Here is a 19,077-nt window from a genome sequence, read left to right on the forward strand (position 1 = left end):
CACATAAATAAGCTCTTTATATATTTCTTCTCTATTTTTATTTATGAGCTCATAACGCCCAGCTGGACGGTTGATCATTTTTTGCTCAAAGCCCTTCTTTAGCGCCGGCTAAGTCCCTATACTTCGCGGTTTCCCGAATTCCCAGCTGAACAGGCACGAGGTGCGTGGTGGACTTCCCTTCCCGTTTTGACGTGATCGTTATCGGTGGCGGCCATGCCGGCACCGAAGCTGCGCTTGCAGCGGCACGCATGGGCGTGAAGACCCTGCTGCTCAGCCACAATGTGGAAACTCTGGGGCAGATGAGCTGTAACCCAGCGATCGGTGGCATCGGCAAGAGCCATCTGGTCAAGGAGATCGACGCGTTGGGCGGGGCTATGGCCACCGCTACCGACAAGGGCGGTATCCAGTTTCGCGTGCTCAACAGTCGCAAGGGGCCGGCCGTTCGAGCCACCCGAGCGCAAGCTGACCGCGTGCTCTACAAAGCTGCCATTCGTGACACCCTGGAAAACCAGCCGAACCTGTGGATATTTCAACAGGCGGCGGACGACCTGATTGTCGAGCAGGATCAGGTACGTGGCGTCGTCACGCAGATGGGTCTGCGTTTCCTGGCCACTTCCGTAGTGCTGACGACAGGCACCTTCCTCGGCGGACTTATCCACATAGGTCTGCAGAACTATTCCGGCGGTCGGGCGGGCGATCCGCCTTCGATCGCTTTGGCCAAACGTTTGCGTGAATTGCCACTGCGCGTGGGCCGTTTAAAAACCGGCACCCCACCACGCATCGACGGTCGCTCGGTGGATTTCTCGCTGATGACCGAGCAACCAGGTGATACGCCGCTGCCGGTAATGTCGTTTATGGGGAACCGCGAACAGCACCCCCGTCAGGTCAGTTGCTGGATCACCCACACCAACGCACGTACTCACGAGATCATTGCCGCCAACCTCGATCGTTCGCCGATGTACTCCGGCGTGATCGAAGGCGTCGGCCCGCGCTACTGCCCGTCCATCGAGGACAAGATCCATCGCTTCGCCGACAAGGACAGCCATCAGGTATTCCTTGAGCCGGAAGGCCTGACCACCCATGAGTTGTACCCCAACGGCATTTCCACCTCGTTGCCGTTCGATGTGCAGCTGCAGATCGTGCAGAGCATTCGCGGCATGGAAAGCGCTCATATCGTGCGGCCCGGCTATGCCATCGAATACGACTACTTTGACCCGCGCGATCTCAAGTACAGCCTGGAGACCAAGGTGATTGGGGGGCTGTTCTTCGCCGGCCAGATCAATGGCACCACCGGTTACGAAGAGGCCGGTGCCCAGGGGCTGCTCGCCGGAGCCAATGCTGCGCTGCTTGCGCAGGGCAAGGACAGCTGGTGCCCGCGGCGCGATGAGGCCTATCTTGGGGTGTTGGTCGACGACCTGATCACTCTGGGCACTCAAGAGCCCTATCGCATGTTCACCTCGCGTGCCGAATACCGGCTGATCCTGCGCGAGGACAATGCTGATCTTCGTCTGACCGAGAAGGGCCGCGAACTGGGTCTGGTGGACGATGCCCGCTGGGCGGCGTTCTGCGCCAAGCGCGAAGGTATCGAGCTCGAAGAGCAACGCCTGAAGAGCAGCTGGGTCCGTCCCGGCACACCTCAGGGCGATGCCATTGCCGAGCGCTTCGGCAGTCCCCTGGCCCGCGAGTACAACCTGCTCAATCTGCTGGCCCGTCCAGAAATCGATTACCAGAGCCTGATCGAACTGACCGGTGACGGTGCGCTGGATCCGCAGGTCGCCGAGCAGGTCGAGATCAAGACCAAGTACGCTGGCTACATCGAACGCCAGCAGGACGAGATCGAGCGGTTGCGGGCCAGCGAAAACATCGCTTTGCCGGAGAATCTCGACTACACGACGATTCCGGGCTTGTCGAAGGAGATTCAGCACAAGCTCGGACAGGCTCGGCCCGAGACGCTTGGGCAGGCATCGCGTATCCCAGGTGTGACACCCGCTGCGGTGTCGTTGCTGATGATTCATCTGAAGAAGCGCAATGCCGGCCAGCAGCTGGAGCAGAGCGCCTGATGAGTTTGGTTAGCGAATCCCATGCCACCGAACTCGTTCGTGGCGCCCAGGCACTCGGCGTCGAGCTGAGTGAAGGGCAACAGCAGCAGTTGCTGGCCTATCTGGCACTGCTGATCAAGTGGAACAAGGCCTACAACCTCACTGCAGTGCGCGACCCCGACGAAATGGTTTCGCGCCATTTGCTCGACAGCCTGAGCGTGGTGCCTTTCGTGGTCGAGTCTGGACGGACCTGGCTGGACGTCGGTAGCGGTGGTGGCATGCCTGGCGTGCCGCTGGCGATCATGTTTCCCGATCGCAGCTTCACGTTGCTCGATTCCAATGGAAAAAAAACGCGCTTTCTGACCCAGGTGAAGCTGGAACTGAAGCTGACCAACCTTGAGGTCGTGCACAGCCGCGTCGAGCAATTCCAACCAGCGGATGCCTTCGATGGCATTACCTCGCGGGCCTTCAGCTCGCTTGAGGACTTCGCCAACTGGACGCGCCATCTGGGCAATGCCGAGACCCGCTGGCTGGCCATGAAGGGCGTGCAGCCGGACGACGAGCTGCAGCGTCTGCCCGATGACTTCCGTCTCGATGCCTGTCACGTACTCAAGGTTCCCGGTTGCCAAGGCCAGCGCCATCTGTTGATACTGCGCCGCACTTCATGACCCGGACAGACACTGACCATGGCTAAAGTTTTCGCCATTGCCAACCAGAAAGGCGGTGTCGCCAAGACCACCACCTGCATCAACCTGGCGGCTTCGCTGGTTGCTACCCGCCGACGCGTGCTGCTGATTGATCTCGATCCTCAGGGCAATGCCACCACGGGCAGCGGCGTAGACAAGCTTGGCCTGGAGTATTCGATCTACGATGTGCTGATAGGCGCATGTAGCCTGGTAGATGCCATGCAGTTTTCCGAGCATGGCGGTTATCAGCTGCTGCCGGCCAACCGCGATCTAACCGCCGCCGAAGTGGCGTTACTGAATCTGCCAGCCAAGGAAAAGCGCTTGCGTGAAGCGCTGGCGCCGGTGCGTGAGAACTACGACTACATCCTCATCGACTGCCCGCCATCGCTGTCGATGTTGACCATCAACGCACTGGCCGCTGCCGATAGCGTGATCATTCCCATGCAGTGCGAGTATTACGCCCTTGAAGGACTGACCGACCTGGTCAATTCGATCCAGCGCATCGCACAGGCGCTCAATCCGAGTCTGAAGATCGAGGGACTGTTGCGCACCATGTACGACCCGCGCAGCAGCCTGACCAACGACGTTTCCGAGCAGCTAAAAGCGCATTTCGGCGACAAACTCTACGACACCGTCATTCCGCGCAACGTCCGGCTTGCCGAGGCCCCCAGCCACGGTATGCCGGCGCTGGTCTACGACAAGCAATCCAAGGGTGCTCTGGCTTACCTGGCCCTGGCGGGCGAACTGTCGCGACGCCAGCGGCGGTCGGCTCGTGGTGCCCCCGCATAAGGACTATTCATGGCGACCAAGAAAAGAGGTCTAGGACGGGGACTCGATGCCCTGCTGGGCGGCGCCAGTGTTACGGCGATGCAGGAAGAGGCTGCGAAGGTCGACACCCGTGAGCTCCAGCATCTGCCGTTGGAACTGATCCAACGCGGTAAGTATCAGCCGCGCCGCGACATGGATCCCCAGGCCCTGGAAGAGTTGGCGCAGTCGATCAAGAATCACGGCGTGATGCAGCCTATCGTCGTGCGCCCGATCAGCGGTGGCCGTTACGAGATCATCGCCGGCGAACGACGCTGGCGCGCCTGCCAACAGGCCGGTCTGGAGCGCGTGCCCTCGCTGGTCCGTGAGGTTCCGGATGAAACCGCCATTGCCATGGCGTTGATCGAGAACATCCAGCGCGAAGATCTCAATCCGATCGAAGAAGCTGTTGCGCTGCAGCGCCTGCAGCAGGAGTTCCAGCTTACCCAGCAGCAGGTAGCTGACGCCGTAGGCAAATCAAGGGTCTCGGTAAGCAACTTGCTGCGCCTGATCGCGCTGCCCGAAGAGATCAAAACGCTGTTGTCCCATGGTGACCTGGAAATGGGCCATGCCCGCGCGCTGCTTGGTTTACCGGCTGACCAGCAGGTAGAAGGTGCGCGGCATGTTGTCGCACGTGGGCTGACCGTTCGCCAGACCGAGGCACTGGTACGCCAGTGGCTGAGCAGCAAAGAGGCACCTAAGGTCGAGGTCAAGGTTGATCCAGACATCAGCCGTCTGGAACAGCGTCTGGCTGAACGCCTGGGCTCGCCGGTGCAAATCAAGCACGGGCAAAAGGGTAAGGGGCAGCTGGTTATCCGCTACAGTTCGCTGGATGAATTGCAGGGAGTACTGGCGCACATTCGTTGATACAAAATGTTTGTAGTGCCAGTCGGAAATTACTACCTGAGTGTTGAACCCTGGCTGGCCTGCTCCTATACTCGCCGCGCTTTTTTGACTGCGGACAATTATTTACGCAGCCTGCTGCGACGATGGAATTCAGGTGAACATACACAACAGAACACCTTTCCATCGTCTCCCGGCTTTTCGCGTATTGCTGATTCAGGCAATGGTCGTAGTAGTGACCGCTGTCTCATGTGGGTTGGTTTTTGGTATTGTCGCCGGCTACTCCGCGCTGTTCGGTGGTCTGATTGCGCTGTCGGCGAACGTGTATTTCGCGTACAAGGCTTTTCGTTACTTTGGCGCACGCTCGGCCAGGGCGATCATTCAGTCCTTATGGTCTGGGCAGATGGGGAAACAAATTCTGGCAGCAGCGCTGTTTGCGCTGGTGTTTGTGGGAGTGCGACCGCTGGAGCCGGTTGCCCTGTTCGTCGGTTACGTGCTGGTCCTAGGCACCTCCGCGAGCGCGCTCCTGCTGATGAAAAATAATCCGAAGCATTGAGCATTGAGGCGCGCACATGGCGAGTACCCCGGCGGAATATATTCAGCATCACCTGCAAAACCTGACCTACGGCAAGCTGCCGGCTGGCTACGAACGCGTTGACGGAACCGTGATCGACCAGGCCACCTGGACCATCGCGCAAACTTCGGCTGAAGCACAGGCAATGGGCTTCATGGCCGTCCACCTGGATACCCTGGGCTGGTCGCTGTTCGCGGGCTTTCTGTTCATCGGTATCTTCGCCATGGCTGGCCGCTCGGCTACCGCGGGTGTGCCCGGCAAGTTGCAGAACCTGGTAGAGATGGTCGTCGAGTTCGTCGAAGGCATGGTCAAGGACACCTTCCACGGTCGCAATCCGCTGATCGCGCCGCTGGCTCTGACCATCTTCATGTGGATCCTGCTGATGAACAGCCTGAAATGGATCCCCGTCGACTACATCCCCGGCCTGGCTGGCCTGCTTGGTCTGCCGGCATTCAAGATCGTCCCGACAGCCGATCCGAACGGTACCTTCGGTGTGTCCATCGGCGTGTTCTTCCTGATTCTGTTCTATAGCGTCAAGGTCAAGGGCTTCAGTGGTTTCAGCAAGGAGCTGGCATTCACTCCCTTCAACCACTGGTCGCTGGTGCCTTTCAACCTGTTCCTCGAGATTCTCGGTCTGCTGACCAAGCCGCTGAGCCTTGCGCTGCGTCTGTTCGGCAACATGTATGCAGGTGAGGTGGTGTTCATCCTCATTGCGCTGCTGCCGTTCTACGTACAGTGGACCCTGAATGTGCCGTGGGCGATCTTCCACCTCCTGGTGATCCCGCTGCAGGCCTTCATCTTCATGGTGCTGTCGATCGTGTACCTGAGCGCGGCCCACGAGGACCATTGAGACGCGAAAGCGACCGTAAACCCGTAGCAAACTTGAACTGCAACTCTAACCTCTGAAAACCTAGGAGTAATCATGGAACTCGTAATCATCGCTGCCGCCATCATCATTGGTCTGGGCGCTCTGGCCACCGGTATTGGCTTCTCCCTGCTGGGCGGCAAGCTGCTGGAATCCACTGCTCGTCAACCTGAACTGGCTCCGCAGCTGCAAACCAAGACCTTCATCATGGCTGGTCTGCTCGACGCCGTGCCGATGATCGGCGTTGGTATCGCGATGTACCTGATCTTCGTTGTTGCCCCTGGTATGGCTGCTTAATTCGCTGACCCGTCCGAGCGGCAGGGCGTTGCCCTGCCGGTTAGGCTTCAGCACCCGGGAAACAACGAGATAGCATGAGGTAGATCAGTGAACATTAATCTGACGCTGTTCGGTCAAACGATTGCCTTCGCTATTTTCGTCTGGTTCTGCATGAAGTTTGTTTGGCCGCCTATCACCAGCGCCATGCAAGCTCGCCAGAAGAAAATTGCCGAAGGTCTGGATGCTGCCGGCCGCGCTCAGCGCGATCTGCAACTGGCCCAGGAAAAAGCTTCCCACTCGCTCCGTGAAACCAAAGAGCAGGTTGCCCAGATCCTCGAACAGGCGAATAAGCACGCCAATCTGATTATCGAGGAAGCCAAGCAGCAGGCTCGCACTGAGGGCGAGCGCCTGGTCGCTGGTGCTCGCGCCGAGATCGAACAGGAAGTGAACCGCGCCAGGGACGAACTGCGCACTCAGGTTGCGGCTCTTGCCGTTGCTGGTGCGGAGAAGATCCTGGAGTCCCAGGTGGACGCCAAGGTGCACAACGAGCTGGTCGAAAAACTGGCCTCCCAACTCTAAGCGAGGCAAGCGATGATCAATACCCAGACGCTTGCTCGGCCTTACGCGAAAGCCGCTTTCGAGTTTGCCAGCGCCGCAGGAAAGACCGATACCTGGTCGAAAATGCTGAACCTGGCCGCCATCGCTGTTGAAGTCCCAGAAGTCGCAGCGTTGCTGAACGACCCCCGCCTGTCTAGCGAAAGCAAGCTTCAGGGGCTGGTGCGTCTACTCGGTGACGATGTTGACGAAGCTTTCCGCAACTACGTCCAGACCCTTGGCGAAAACAATCGCCTGTCGGTCCTGCCGACCGTGTGGGAGCTGTACGAGGACATCAAGGCGCAAGCCGAGAAAACGCTCGAAGCAGAAGTTGAAACCGCTTTCGAGCTCAGCAACGAGCAACTCCAAACTTTGGCTGCCGCCCTGTCGAAGCGGCTAGATCGCACCGTCAACCTCCAGCAGGCCGTTAATCCTGCGCTGATCGGCGGCGTGTTGATTCGCGCCGGTGATGTGGTTGTCGACGGTTCGGTCCGCGGCAAACTGAGCCAGTTGGCCGAATCGTTGAAATCCTGATTTGAGGGTCATGGCATGCAGCAACTGAATCCTTCCGAGATAAGTGAAATCATCAAGCAGCGCATCGAGAAATCGGATGTCGCTGCTCAAGCCCGTAACGAGGGCACCGTCGTCAGCGTTTCTGACGGTATCGTACGCATCTACGGTCTGGCCGACGTCATGTACGGCGAGATGATCGAGTTCCCTGGTGGCGTCTTTGGTATGGCACTGAACCTGGAGCAAGACTCCGTAGGTGCTGTAATTCTGGGTAACTACCTGGGCTTGACCGAAGGCATGAGCGCCAAGTGCACCGGCCGCATCCTCGAGGTTCCGGTTGGTCCGGAATTGCTGGGTCGCGTAGTCGACGCACTGGGTAATCCGATTGACGGCAAAGGCCCGATCAACGCGCAGGCAACTGATGCGGTCGAGAAGGTTGCACCGGGCGTGATCTGGCGTAAGTCGGTAGACCAGCCGGTTCAGACTGGCTACAAGTCGGTCGACGCCATGATCCCGGTAGGCCGTGGCCAGCGCGAGCTGATCATCGGTGACCGTCAGATCGGCAAGACCGCCCTGGCTATCGATGCAATCATCAACCAGAAGAACAGCGGCATCCGTTGCGTCTACGTTGCCATCGGTCAGAAGCAATCGACCATCGCCAACGTGGTTCGCAAGCTGGAAGAGCATGGCGCCATGCACAACACCATCGTTGTGGCTGCGTCGGCTTCCGAATCCGCTGCGCTGCAGTTCCTGGCTCCGTATGCCGGCTGCACCATGGGTGAGTACTTCCGCGACCGCGGTGAAGATGCACTGATCGTTTATGACGATCTGTCCAAGCAGGCTGTGGCTTACCGCCAGATCTCCCTGCTGCTGCGTCGTCCGCCGGGACGTGAAGCCTACCCGGGCGACGTGTTCTATCTCCACAGCCGTCTGCTGGAGCGCGCATCGCGTGTTTCCGAAGAGTACGTCGAGAAGTTCACCAATGGTGCAGTGACTGGCAAGACCGGTTCCCTGACTGCTCTGCCTATCATCGAAACCCAGGCTGGCGACGTTTCCGCGTTCGTTCCGACCAACGTGATTTCCATCACCGACGGTCAGATCTTCCTGGAATCGGCCATGTTCAACGCAGGTATCCGTCCGGCCGTTAACGCCGGTATTTCGGTATCGCGTGTTGGTGGTGCCGCTCAGACCAAGATCGTCAAGAAGCTTTCCGGTGGTATCCGTACCGCCCTGGCTCAGTACCGTGAACTGGCTGCGTTCGCGCAGTTCGCTTCCGACCTCGACGAGGCTACCCGCAAGCAGCTCGAGCATGGTCAGCGCGTCACCGAGCTGATGAAGCAGAAGCAGTACGCGCCGATGTCCATCGCCGACATGTCCCTGTCCCTGTATGCCGCCGAGCGCGGTTTCCTGACGGACGTGGAAGTGACCAAGGTTGGCGCCTTCGAGCAGGCCCTGATCGCCTTCTTCAACCGCGAGTTCGCCGATCTGATGGCGAAGATCAACGTGAAGGGTGACTTCAATGACGAAATCGACGCTGGCCTCAAGGCTGGTATCGAGAAGTTCAAGGCCACTCAAAGCTGGTAAGCCGCAGCGGGGGCCGAAAGGCTCCCGCCTGCTAACCCGATAGGTGTCAAATGGCAGGCGCAAAAGAGATTCGCAGCAAGATTGCGAGCATCAAAAGCACGCAGAAGATCACCAGCGCCATGGAAAAGGTGGCGGTCAGCAAGATGCGCAAGGCACAGATGCGCATGGCTGCCAGCCGCCCATATGCGGAGCGTATCCGGCAGGTAATCGGCCATCTGGCCGGCGCCAACCCGGAATACCGTCATCCGTTCATGGTGGAGCGTCCGGTCAAGCGTGTCGGCTATATCGTCGTGTCTACTGATCGTGGTCTTTGCGGTGGCTTGAACATCAACCTGTTCAAGGCGCTGATCAAGAACATGAAGGAGTGGCACGATCAGAAGGTCGAAGTCGACCTGTGCGTGATCGGCAACAAGGGCGCGAGCTTTTTCCGCAGCTTCGGCGGCAACGTCGTTGCGGCAATCGGCAACCTCGGCGAAGAGCCATCGATCACCGATCTGATTGGTAGCGTCAAGGTCATGCTAGACGGCTTCCACGAGGGCCGTATCGATCGCTTGTACCTGGTATCCAACAAATTCATCAACACCATGACCCAGAAGCCTACGGTCGATCAGCTGCTGCCATTGGCTGCAGAGGAGAATGCCGAGGAGGTCAAGAAAGGTCAGTGGGACTACCTCTACGAGCCGGATGCCCAGCAGCTGCTGGATGCTTTGCTGGTTCGTTACATCGAGTCCCAGGCCTATCAGGCGGTGGTTGAGAACGGCGCAGCTGAACAAGCCGCGCGGATGATTGCCATGAAGAACGCAACCGACAACGCCGGTGAGCTGATCGGCGACCTGCAACTGGTCTACAACAAGGCCCGTCAGGCTGCGATCACTCAGGAAATTTCGGAAATCGTCGGCGGCGCTGCCGCGGTTTAAGAACGGTTCAAATATTCAGAGGAACCAAACATGAGTAGCGGACGTATCGTTCAAATCATCGGCGCCGTTATCGACGTGGAATTTCCGCGCGATCTGGTACCGAACGTCTATGACGCGCTGAAAGTTCAAGGCGCCGAGACCACCCTGGAAGTCCAGCAGCAGCTGGGCGACGGCATTGTCCGTACCATCGCCATGGGTTCGACCGAAGGCCTCAAGCGTGGCCTGGACGTCGTCAACACCGGCACCGGTATCTCCGTACCGGTCGGCAAGCAGACCCTGGGTCGCATCATGGACGTCCTGGGTAACCCCATCGACGAAGCCGGCCCGATCGGCGAAGAAGAGCGTTGGACCATCCACCGCGCTGCGCCGTCCTATTCCGAGCAGGCTGGTGGCAATGAGCTGCTGGAAACTGGCATCAAGGTTATCGACCTGGTTTGCCCGTTCGCCAAAGGCGGTAAGGTCGGTCTGTTCGGTGGTGCCGGTGTAGGCAAGACCGTGAACATGATGGAGCTGATCCGTAACATCGCCATGGAGCACAGCGGTTATTCCGTGTTCGCTGGCGTGGGTGAGCGTACTCGTGAAGGTAACGACTTCTATCACGAGATGAAGGACTCCAACGTTCTGGACAAGGTTGCCCTGGTATACGGCCAGATGAACGAGCCGCCGGGAAACCGTCTGCGCGTCGCTCTGACCGGTCTGACCATGGCCGAGAAATTCCGTGACGAAGGTCGCGACGTTCTGTTGTTCGTCGACAACATCTACCGTTACACCCTGGCCGGTACCGAAGTGTCCGCGCTGCTGGGTCGTATGCCTTCGGCAGTAGGTTATCAGCCGACTCTGGCCGAAGAGATGGGCGTTCTGCAGGAGCGCATCACCTCCACCAAGAACGGCTCGATCACCTCGGTACAGGCCGTATACGTACCTGCGGATGACTTGACTGACCCGAGCCCGGCGACCACCTTCGCCCACCTCGACGCCACTGTCGTACTGTCGCGTGACATCGCCTCCCTGGGTATCTACCCGGCGGTCGATCCGCTCGACTCGACTTCGCGTCAGCTGGATCCGCTGGTGATCGGTCAGGAGCACTACGACACCGCTCGCGGCGTTCAGTACGTGCTGCAGCGCTACAAAGAGCTGAAGGACATCATTGCGATCCTCGGTATGGACGAACTGTCCGAGACCGACAAGCAGCTGGTATCCCGCGCTCGTAAGATCCAGCGCTTCCTGTCTCAGCCGTTCTTCGTGGCCGAAGTCTTCACTGGCTCGCCAGGCAAGTACGTTCCGCTGAAGGAGACCATTCGTGGTTTCTCCGGCATCCTCAATGGCGACTACGACCATCTGCCGGAACAGGCGTTCTACATGGTCGGCAGCATCGACGAAGCCATCGAGAAAGCCAAGAAACTGTAACTGGCGCGCCCGCTTGCGGGCGCCAATCCAGCCTGACCGGCTTTTGCCGATCGGGCTGATTACCGAGGCATGAACATGGCTATGACAGTCCATTGCGACATCGTCAGTGCGGAAGGGGAGCTGTTCTCGGGGCTGGTGGAAATGGTCATCGCCCACGGGAACCTTGGTGACATCGGTATCCTGCCGGGTCACGCGCCTCTGCTGACTGATCTCAAGCCCGGTCCGGTGCGGGTGATCAAGCAGGGTGGCGGGGAAGAGATCTTCTACATTTCCGGCGGCTTCATCGAAGTCCAGCCGAACATGGTGAAGGTTCTCGCCGATACCGCTACGCGCGCCAAGGACATCGACGAGGCTGCTGCTCAGGCCGCCGTCAAGGCTGCCGAAAAGGCGTTGCACGAGAAGGGCGCGGATTTCGACTACGGCTCCGCGGCCGCTCGTTTGGCCGAGGCCGCAGCACAGCTGCGTACCGTCGAGCAGCTGCGCAAGAAGTACGGTCGGCACTGATCGATCAGCGACTTCATCGCGCACGAGTAAAAGGGTAGCCTTGGCTACCCTTTTTCTTTTTCTGCCATCCGCCGGTGCCGACGAACAGAGACCCAGGACTAGCGCGTGGGTGGCAGTCGGGCCGATACCGCTCAGGAAACCGTTTCATGTCTCTCGATATCGTCATTCTCGCGGCTGGTCAGGGCACACGCATGCGCTCAGCGCTGCCCAAGGTGCTGCATCCGGTTGCCGGCAAATCCATGCTCGGCCATGTCATCGATACCGCTCGTGCGTTGCACCCGCGGAGCATTCAGGTTGTCATCGGTCATGGTGCTGATCAGGTCCGTCAGCGTCTGGCTGGCGATGACCTCAAATACGTAATTCAAGCCGAGCAACTGGGCACCGGTCATGCGGTGGCCCAAGCCTTGCCGAATCTCTCGTCCGAGCGTGTGCTGATCCTCTACGGCGATGTTCCGCTTATTGAAGCCGAGACCCTGCAGCGTCTTTTGCAGAAGGTCGGGCCTGAGCAGTTGGCTTTGCTGACGGTGGTGCTGGATGACCCCAGCGGCTATGGCCGGATCGTTCGAGACGAGCGCGGCGAGGTACAGGCTATTGTCGAGCACAAGGATGCCAGCGATGCGCAGCGCGTGATTCGTGAAGGCAATACCGGGATTTTGGCCGTGCCGGGAAGTCGTATCGGCGAATGGCTGGGGCGTCTTTCCAATAGCAATGCTCAGGGCGAGTATTACCTGACCGACGTGATTGCCATGGCCGTAGCCGACGGCTTACGTGTGGCCACCGAGCAGCCGCAGGATGCCATGGAAGTGCAGGGCGCCAATGACCGTATCCAGCTAGCTGAGCTCGAGCGCCACTATCAGCAGCGCCAAGCCCGCAGGCTCATGGCCCAGGGAGTCACGCTACGTGATCCGGCTCGTTTCGATCTGCGTGGCGAGGTTTGTGTTGGTCGTGACGTGCTGATCGACGTCAACGTGGTGCTTGAGGGCAACGTGGTCATCGAAGACGAGGTGCAGATCGGGCCGAACTGCGTGATCAAGGACAGCACCCTGCGCCGAGGCGCGGTGGTCAAGGCCAACTCTCACCTCGAGGGAGCGGTAGTCGGCGAAGGCGCCGATTGTGGTCCGTTCGCTCGCCTGCGCCCAGGCAGCGTGCTCGGTGCGAAGGCGCATGTGGGCAACTTCGTCGAGCTGAAGAATGCGACCCTGGGCGATGGCGCCAAGGCCGGTCATCTCAGCTATCTCGGTGACGCCGAGATCGGGGCGCGGACCAACATCGGCGCCGGCACCATCACCTGCAATTACGACGGCGCCAACAAGTTCAAGACGGTGATGGGCGAAGATGTCTTCATTGGCTCCAACAGCTCGCTGGTTGCACCGCTGAATCTGGGTGATGGCGCTACCACCGGGGCTGGCTCGACCATCACCGATGATGTGCCGGCGCATACCCTTGGTTTGGGTCGCGGTCGTCAGCGCAATATTGAAGGCTGGCAGCGACCGGTGAAGAAATCGTAGGCGCAAAGAGCTCCCGCGCCGTAGGGTGGGCTTCTGCCGGCCGGACGCGGCGCAGTCGTACTGGAGTCGTCGCCCACCGTTCGGCTTGCACCCACCTCCGACATATGTTTTGATTCGCGCCATTATCTTTCGAATCGAAACATATAAATGTCGAAGCGCAACACACCGCAACGTCGTCACGCCATTCTCGCCTTGCTCAGCGAGCGTGGTGAGGTGAGCGTGGACGAGTTGTCGCGGCGCTTCGAGACCTCCGAAGTCACCATTCGCAAAGACCTCGCCGCCCTGGAGAAAAACGGTCTGTTGCTACGCCGGTATGGTGGCGCAGTACCTCTGCCGCAGGAGCTCATTGGCGACAACGTGCACCCCGTATCACCCTGGAAGCAGGCCATCGCCGGCGCCGCCGTCGGCTGCATCCGTGAGCATGCGCGGATCATCATCGACAGTGGCACCACCACCGCGGCAATGATTCCGCAGCTGGGTCACAAGCACGGGCTAGTGGTGATGACCAATTCGCTGAACGTGGTTAACGCCCTGCGCGAACTTGAACATGAGCCGGTGCTGCTGATGACTGGCGGTACCTGGGATCCGCATTCCGAGTCCTTTCAGGGGCAGGTCGCTGAACAGGTGCTGCGTTCCTATGACTTCGACCAACTGTTCATAGGTGCCGATGGCATCGATCTGGAGCGTGGCACCACCACTTTCAACGAGCTGCTAGGGTTATCCCGAGTGATGGCCGATGTCGCCCGGGAAGTCATCGTTCTGGTCGAATCCGACAAGATCGGTCGGCGCATCCCCAATCTCGAGCTGCCCTGGAGCAGCGTGCACACCCTGATTACCGATGAGCGCCTCAGCGAGGAGGCGCGCAGCAGCATCCTGGCCCGCGGCGTCAAACTGATCTGCGTGGCTGTCGAAACCAATCTGGAGATTTGAGCATGTGTGGCATCGTTGGCGCCGTCGCCGAACGCAACATCACCGCGATTCTTCTCGAGGGCCTCAAGCGCCTGGAATACCGTGGCTACGACAGCGCTGGCATCGCCGTGCTGGATGACAGCGGTACGCTGGAGCGTCTGCGTCGCAATGGTAAGGTCGCCGAGCTGGAGCAGGCACAGCAGCAAGCCCGTTTGACTGGCCGCCTGGGTATCGCGCACACGCGCTGGGCGACCCACGGTGCACCCTGCGAGCGTAACGCTCACCCACACTTTTCCGGTGACGACCTGGCCGTCGTGCACAATGGCATCATCGAAAACCACGAGGCGCTGCGCGTTCAGCTCAAGGGCCTGGGCTACGTATTTCAGTCCGATACCGACACCGAAGTTATCGTTCACCTGCTGCACCACAAGCTCGCTTCGCTCGGCGATCTCACCGCTGCGCTCAAGGAGGCGGTCAAGGAACTGCATGGTGCTTACGGTCTGGCGGTAATCAATGCCAAGCAGCCCGATCGCTTGCTTGCAGCCCGCAGCGGCAGCCCGCTGGTAATCGGTCTGGGCCTGGGCGAGAACTTCCTGGCTTCCGACCAGCTGGCATTGCGCCAGGTCACCGACCGTTTCATGTATCTGGAAGAGGGCGATATTGCCGAGATCCGCCGCGACAGCGTGCAGGTCTGGGATGCCACCGGGCAGTCGGTACAGCGTGAGTCGGTGCAGTACCACGAGGGGGCCGAAGCAGCGGACAAGGGCGAGTATCGTCATTTCATGCTCAAGGAAATCCACGAGCAGCCCAAGGTCGTGCAGCGCACCCTCGAAGGTCGCCTGGGTGACAAGCAGGTGCTGGTGCAGGCATTCGGCCCGCAGGCAGCCGAGTTGTTCGCCAAGGTGCGCAACGTGCAGATTGTCGCTTGTGGCACCAGCTACCACGCAGGCATGGTCGCGCGTTACTGGCTGGAAGAACTGGCCGGGATTCCCTGTCAGGTCGAAGTGGCCAGCGAGTTCCGTTACCGCAAGGTGGTGGTGCAGCCCGATACCCTGTTCGTCACCATCTCCCAGTCCGGCGAGACCGCCGATACCCTGGCCGCGCTGCGTAATGCCAAGGCGCTGACGAAAAACGAGGGCTATCTGGCCAGCCTGGCGATCTGCAACGTCGGCATCAGTTCGCTGGTTCGTGAATCGGACCTGACCCTGCTGACCCAGGCCGGCCCGGAAATCGGTGTGGCCTCGACCAAGGCCTTCACCACCCAGCTGGTCGGGCTGATGCTGCTGACCCTGGCGCTGGGCCAGGTGCGCGGCACCCTGTCGGCGGACAAGGAAGCCGAGCTGGTCGCTGAACTGCGCCGCCTGCCGACCCGCCTGGGTGAAGCGCTGGCCATGGATACCACGGTCGAGAAGATTGCCGAGCATTTCGCCGAGAAGCACCACACCCTGTTCCTCGGTCGCGGGGCGCAATATCCGGTGGCGATGGAAGGTGCGCTCAAGCTCAAGGAGATCTCTTACATCCACGCCGAAGCCTACCCGGCCGGTGAACTCAAGCATGGTCCGCTGGCGCTGGTCGATGCAGACATGCCGGTGGTTACCGTGGCACCGAACAATGAGCTGCTGGAAAAACTCAAATCCAACCTGCAGGAAGTCCGCGCGCGTGGCGGCGAACTGATCGTCTTCGCTGACGGCTCGGCCGGGATGGAGAACGGCGAAGGCACCTTCGTGGTGAACATGCCGCACATTCACGATGCACTGGCGCCGATTCTCTACACCCTGCCGCTGCAGTTGCTCTCGTATTACGTCGCCGTGCTGCGCGGTACTGACGTGGACCAGCCCCGCAACCTGGCCAAGTCCGTCACCGTCGAATAAACCCGCCCCAGCGGCAACCGAGCGGTGGCTTCACGGAATAAAGATTGACACAAAATAATAAAGTCTGACACAAGCTATTATAGTTTGACACTAACCGTAAGCCCCTGTATCTAAAAGGGTTTTCTGTTTTTATGCTAGGCCGTTCGTCAGGAGCCGCTGCCTTAATTTTCAGCAGGAGTATTCTGGAAAGCCCTACGACATGGCAGCTTGTTAGCTCATGTTTTCCTATAACTACTCTCTTGCCGAACGAGGGGAGCGGTCCGGACGGACTTAGGAGGGCGGGTGCGAGGTCGTAGGTTTGCTTCAAATCAGGATATCGAACGGCACATCGCCAATGGGTTTGGAGCTGGCGCCGGAGCTGAGTATGTGCCTTGGTTACGTGTTCAGGATGTCCCTTCGATGGGGCGTTCCTGGAAAATCCAAGGTGTTAAGATTGATCGAATTCATCACCTCTTATCCGACCTTGAACGGGCGTACTTTTTACTCTGTGAGTTTTCAGAGGACGTTGTAGATATCCGCGAGCAGTATCCCCTACTGCCGGTGGAGAGCACCCAGGCGATCGCCAGGGCTATCGGTGTACGGTATCCAAAATACAAAACGACCTCTGTTCCTATGGTAATGACCACTGACTTTTTGCTGTCTGTAAAGCAGCCAAATGGAGACGTAAAGTCCGTTGCCAGGACGATCAAATACGCGAAAGACCTTCAAGGAAAAGGCTGTGCTCGCACGTTAGAAAAACTCGAAGTCGAGAGACGGTTCTGGGTGAGCCAAGGTGTAGACTGGAGCATCGTAACGGAGGAGTTGTTTACGCCCGATTTGATCCTGAATCTCGTATTTCTTCGCAAATTTGCCAAATTGCCTCGTGCCTTGATGGATGTCCCGCTGCATTTGCAATTCATCGAGATACTTGAATCAATAAAGGGTTGCCCTTGGTCAACGTCGGAGAGCTTGCGCAAGATTGGACACCGATTATCCATACCGTATACCGATGCTCGCGACATTTTCTTTAATTTGATCTGGCGGAAAACTATTAGGATTGAATTAAGTGGTGCGCCGTTACAGCTCAAGTCACCTTTGCCAGACTTCAGTGTTTTTTATCCCACTGAAATATCCACACTGAGCGAGAAGTCGTCATGAAAATTTCAGTTAATGACGTCTTTGAGCCTGTCACGGAACTCTCCTTGCTCTCTACTATGGCGAGAGCAATTCACCTCGACGAGAAGCACGACGCACTGATTGTTATGGATCTAACGGATCCTCCTAGGAAGCCGTATTCGATTGGTCTTGAGGAATTCAGGGTGTCATTGGTATCAGGCGATACAAAGCCTGTGGTGATGGCAGTGCCAGAATTTCTACTGGTTTTGGAAGAAGATCTCGACGAGCGCGCGAGGCGTGATAGAGACCAAAAATGGGCTCTGATTGCGCCACTTTTGGACCCGGCCTATCCAGGGCAAATATTTGTTCATGGCGAGATGGGCCGATTGGTAAGTGATCGCGCCGCTGAGGCGGGTGTGCAGCGTAAAACGCTATATCGTTTGTTGTATCGATACTGGTTTTACGGGCAAGTAAGAAATGCGCTTCTTAACAACTATTCTGCTGTAGGTGTTGGGAGTCGTAATTACTCCGCTGATAAGCCGCCGGGACGAAAGCCAAGGTTTCAAGGGGTGTTAGTGTCGCCTGCCAAATTACTAAGCGATATCGACAAGAAGTGTATCCGAGTTTGTTACGCGCTTTACGTAAAGAACAAGAAGTCGACGATTGATAGCGCGTACAACAAAATGCTCAATAAATATTATTCGGAGAAGCGGCTTTCTAAAAATCCCGAAAACGAGGTCGTATTGCTTCCTCAATCTGAAATTCCGACGTTTAACCAGTTTAATTATTGGGGAAAGCAGTTCTTTGATGATACCGAGACTGATCGTGGACGCATGGGGTTGACGAAGTGGCTGAAGGATTGCCGTCCATTATCCGGTACCGTCCGCGACTGGCTTAGAGGTCCTTGTCATCAATTCGAGATCGACGCGACCATCGCTGACATTTACTTGGTCAACAGCTACTCCCGACGAATGCTTATCGGTCGCCCCGTGGTGTACATCGTAGTCGACAGTTTCTCAGGGATGATCGTTGGCCTTTATGTAGGCCTTGAGGGGCCTAGCTGGAACGGAGCTCGACAGGCGCTGTTCAACGCGTTCACCTCCAAGGTGGAGTTCTGCGCGCAAAACGGTGTTGATATCACTCCTGAGGATTGGGACTGTCGTCATCTGCCACATCAAATCTACGCCGATAGAGGTGAAATGTTGGGGGCTGCTGCTGAGGGGCTCGCGTCTGGCCTGGGTATCGATATGGGGACGGCCCCGCCATACCGACCGGATTGGAAACCGATGGTCGAGAGCCGCTTCGGCATCCTGAACGACTTAACCGGTATTAGGTGGCTCCCCGGCGGAGTAGCAGCCCGAGAGAAGGAACGCGGTGAGCGTGATTATCGGCTCGACGCGACGCTGAATTTGAAGGAGTTCACCCAAGTCCTCATCGAGTGCATTCTTCACTACAACCGTTTCCACCGACAGCCGGATCGTCTTACCCAGGCGATGATGAACGATGGCGTGGAGCCCACTCCGATGGGGATTTGGCGGTGGGCGTTAGAGAACGACCTTATCCAGCCTAACAAGCGACCTGACGAGCTGATTTATCTCAATCTGCTGCCTCGGGAAAGGGCCACCGTCCAAAAAGGTGGCGTGTTGTTTCGCGGCATGCATTATCTCTGCGAGATGGCTATCGAAAAAAACTGGTTCGCAAAAGCGCGTCGCAATGGCGTCTGGGCGATTGATTGCTGGTTTGATCCGAACTCTGCGGCGCACATCTGGATCCAGGACGAGAACAAGGAGTTCCTGCGTTGCGACCTGCGGAGGTCGGATGCGAAGTATGCGGATTATCGCTCGGACGAGATCTACGACCTCTTGGAGGCCTACAGGCAAGTGCCGCCAGCTCACAAACGAGCTGAACGGGAAAGCCAAGTTGGCTTGGTCGATAAAGTTGAGCAAATTGTCGGCAATGCAATGGCCGAGAAAAAGCTTGAACCCGCAGCCGGCTCTAAGGCTGAAGCAGTGGCTAAGGATGGTCTGAAGTAGCCCTGTATTTCTGGCTGACTTCAGCCTCCGCCGATTTTGAAAGCGGTCAACCGATCAA

The 19,077-nt window shown here is 58.3% G+C and carries 18 protein-coding genes; all 18 read left to right on the forward strand.

Annotated elements, in window-relative coordinates; translation table 11 throughout:
• Positions 1 to 167 precede the first annotated feature (167 nt).
• The 18 genes from mnmG (at position 168) to AAEZ08_RS21780 (ending at position 19,019) form a co-directional block, all read left to right on the forward strand.
• Positions 168 to 2,060, forward strand: coding sequence for a tRNA uridine-5-carboxymethylaminomethyl(34) synthesis enzyme MnmG (mnmG, locus tag AAEZ08_RS21695; protein WP_483031345.1), 1,893 nt, complete (start codon positions 168 to 170; stop codon positions 2,058 to 2,060).
• Positions 2,060 to 2,707, forward strand: a complete 648-nt coding sequence (gene rsmG / locus AAEZ08_RS21700) for a 16S rRNA (guanine(527)-N(7))-methyltransferase RsmG (protein WP_427703633.1) — start codon at positions 2,060 to 2,062, stop codon at positions 2,705 to 2,707. Before mnmG ends, rsmG begins: the two co-directional genes overlap by 1 nt.
• Before the next feature lie 18 nt (positions 2,708 to 2,725).
• A complete protein-coding gene (locus AAEZ08_RS21705; protein ID WP_003284850.1) occupies positions 2,726 to 3,514 on the forward strand; it encodes a ParA family protein in 789 nt (262 codons plus the stop codon).
• A gap of 9 nt (positions 3,515 to 3,523) precedes the next feature.
• A complete protein-coding gene (locus AAEZ08_RS21710) occupies positions 3,524 to 4,396 on the forward strand; it encodes a ParB/RepB/Spo0J family partition protein (protein ID WP_003284849.1) in 873 nt (290 codons plus the stop codon).
• 133 nt (positions 4,397 to 4,529) lie between these two features.
• The gene (locus tag AAEZ08_RS21715) at positions 4,530 to 4,928 is read left to right on the forward strand and encodes a F0F1 ATP synthase subunit I (protein WP_003465098.1); all 399 of its coding nucleotides are present in this window, start codon (positions 4,530 to 4,532) and stop codon (positions 4,926 to 4,928) included.
• A gap of 16 nt (positions 4,929 to 4,944) precedes the next feature.
• Positions 4,945 to 5,796: a F0F1 ATP synthase subunit A gene (gene atpB / locus AAEZ08_RS21720; RefSeq protein ID WP_003284847.1), complete on the forward strand. Its 852-nt coding sequence runs from the start codon at positions 4,945 to 4,947 to the stop codon at positions 5,794 to 5,796.
• A gap of 72 nt (positions 5,797 to 5,868) precedes the next feature.
• On the forward strand, positions 5,869 to 6,108 hold the full coding sequence (gene atpE, locus AAEZ08_RS21725; protein WP_003284846.1) for a F0F1 ATP synthase subunit C: 240 nt from the start codon (positions 5,869 to 5,871) through the stop codon (positions 6,106 to 6,108).
• Between the two features lie 87 nt (positions 6,109 to 6,195).
• The gene (locus tag AAEZ08_RS21730) at positions 6,196 to 6,666 is read left to right on the forward strand and encodes a F0F1 ATP synthase subunit B (RefSeq protein WP_003284844.1); all 471 of its coding nucleotides are present in this window, start codon (positions 6,196 to 6,198) and stop codon (positions 6,664 to 6,666) included.
• 12 nt (positions 6,667 to 6,678) lie between these two features.
• A complete protein-coding gene (locus AAEZ08_RS21735) occupies positions 6,679 to 7,215 on the forward strand; it encodes a F0F1 ATP synthase subunit delta (protein WP_003284843.1) in 537 nt (178 codons plus the stop codon).
• A 15-nt stretch (positions 7,216 to 7,230) separates the two neighbouring features.
• Positions 7,231 to 8,775: a F0F1 ATP synthase subunit alpha gene (atpA, locus tag AAEZ08_RS21740; protein ID WP_003284842.1), complete on the forward strand. Its 1,545-nt coding sequence runs from the start codon at positions 7,231 to 7,233 to the stop codon at positions 8,773 to 8,775.
• A gap of 50 nt (positions 8,776 to 8,825) precedes the next feature.
• Positions 8,826 to 9,692, forward strand: coding sequence for a F0F1 ATP synthase subunit gamma (gene atpG / locus AAEZ08_RS21745; protein WP_003284840.1), 867 nt, complete (start codon positions 8,826 to 8,828; stop codon positions 9,690 to 9,692).
• A 30-nt stretch (positions 9,693 to 9,722) separates the two neighbouring features.
• On the forward strand, positions 9,723 to 11,099 hold the full coding sequence (gene atpD, locus AAEZ08_RS21750) for a F0F1 ATP synthase subunit beta (RefSeq protein ID WP_003284839.1): 1,377 nt from the start codon (positions 9,723 to 9,725) through the stop codon (positions 11,097 to 11,099).
• 75 nt (positions 11,100 to 11,174) lie between these two features.
• On the forward strand, positions 11,175 to 11,603 hold the full coding sequence (locus AAEZ08_RS21755; RefSeq protein ID WP_003284838.1) for a F0F1 ATP synthase subunit epsilon: 429 nt from the start codon (positions 11,175 to 11,177) through the stop codon (positions 11,601 to 11,603).
• Between the two features lie 146 nt (positions 11,604 to 11,749).
• The gene (gene glmU, locus AAEZ08_RS21760; RefSeq protein ID WP_181067069.1) at positions 11,750 to 13,111 is read left to right on the forward strand and encodes a bifunctional UDP-N-acetylglucosamine diphosphorylase/glucosamine-1-phosphate N-acetyltransferase GlmU; all 1,362 of its coding nucleotides are present in this window, start codon (positions 11,750 to 11,752) and stop codon (positions 13,109 to 13,111) included.
• 147 nt (positions 13,112 to 13,258) lie between these two features.
• Positions 13,259 to 14,041: a DeoR/GlpR family DNA-binding transcription regulator gene (locus AAEZ08_RS21765; protein WP_181067070.1), complete on the forward strand. Its 783-nt coding sequence runs from the start codon at positions 13,259 to 13,261 to the stop codon at positions 14,039 to 14,041.
• Positions 14,042 to 14,043: 2 nt separating this feature from the next.
• Positions 14,044 to 15,891 (forward strand): glutamine--fructose-6-phosphate transaminase (isomerizing), encoded by a 1,848-nt coding sequence (glmS, locus tag AAEZ08_RS21770; protein WP_500125114.1) that lies wholly within the window; start codon positions 14,044 to 14,046, stop codon positions 15,889 to 15,891.
• A 282-nt stretch (positions 15,892 to 16,173) separates the two neighbouring features.
• A complete protein-coding gene (locus tag AAEZ08_RS21775) occupies positions 16,174 to 17,028 on the forward strand; it encodes a TnsA endonuclease N-terminal domain-containing protein (protein ID WP_036997997.1) in 855 nt (284 codons plus the stop codon).
• A complete protein-coding gene (locus tag AAEZ08_RS21780; protein WP_500125115.1) occupies positions 17,025 to 19,019 on the forward strand; it encodes a Mu transposase C-terminal domain-containing protein in 1,995 nt (664 codons plus the stop codon). The genes AAEZ08_RS21775 and AAEZ08_RS21780 overlap by 4 nt, the downstream gene beginning before the upstream one ends.
• Positions 19,020 to 19,077: the final 58 nt, after the last annotated feature.

Origin of the sequence: Pseudomonas sp. E45-MNA-CIBAN-0222, from assembly GCF_040310405.1 — a bacterium.
Lineage (GTDB): Bacteria > Pseudomonadota > Gammaproteobacteria > Pseudomonadales > Pseudomonadaceae > Stutzerimonas > Stutzerimonas stutzeri_AC.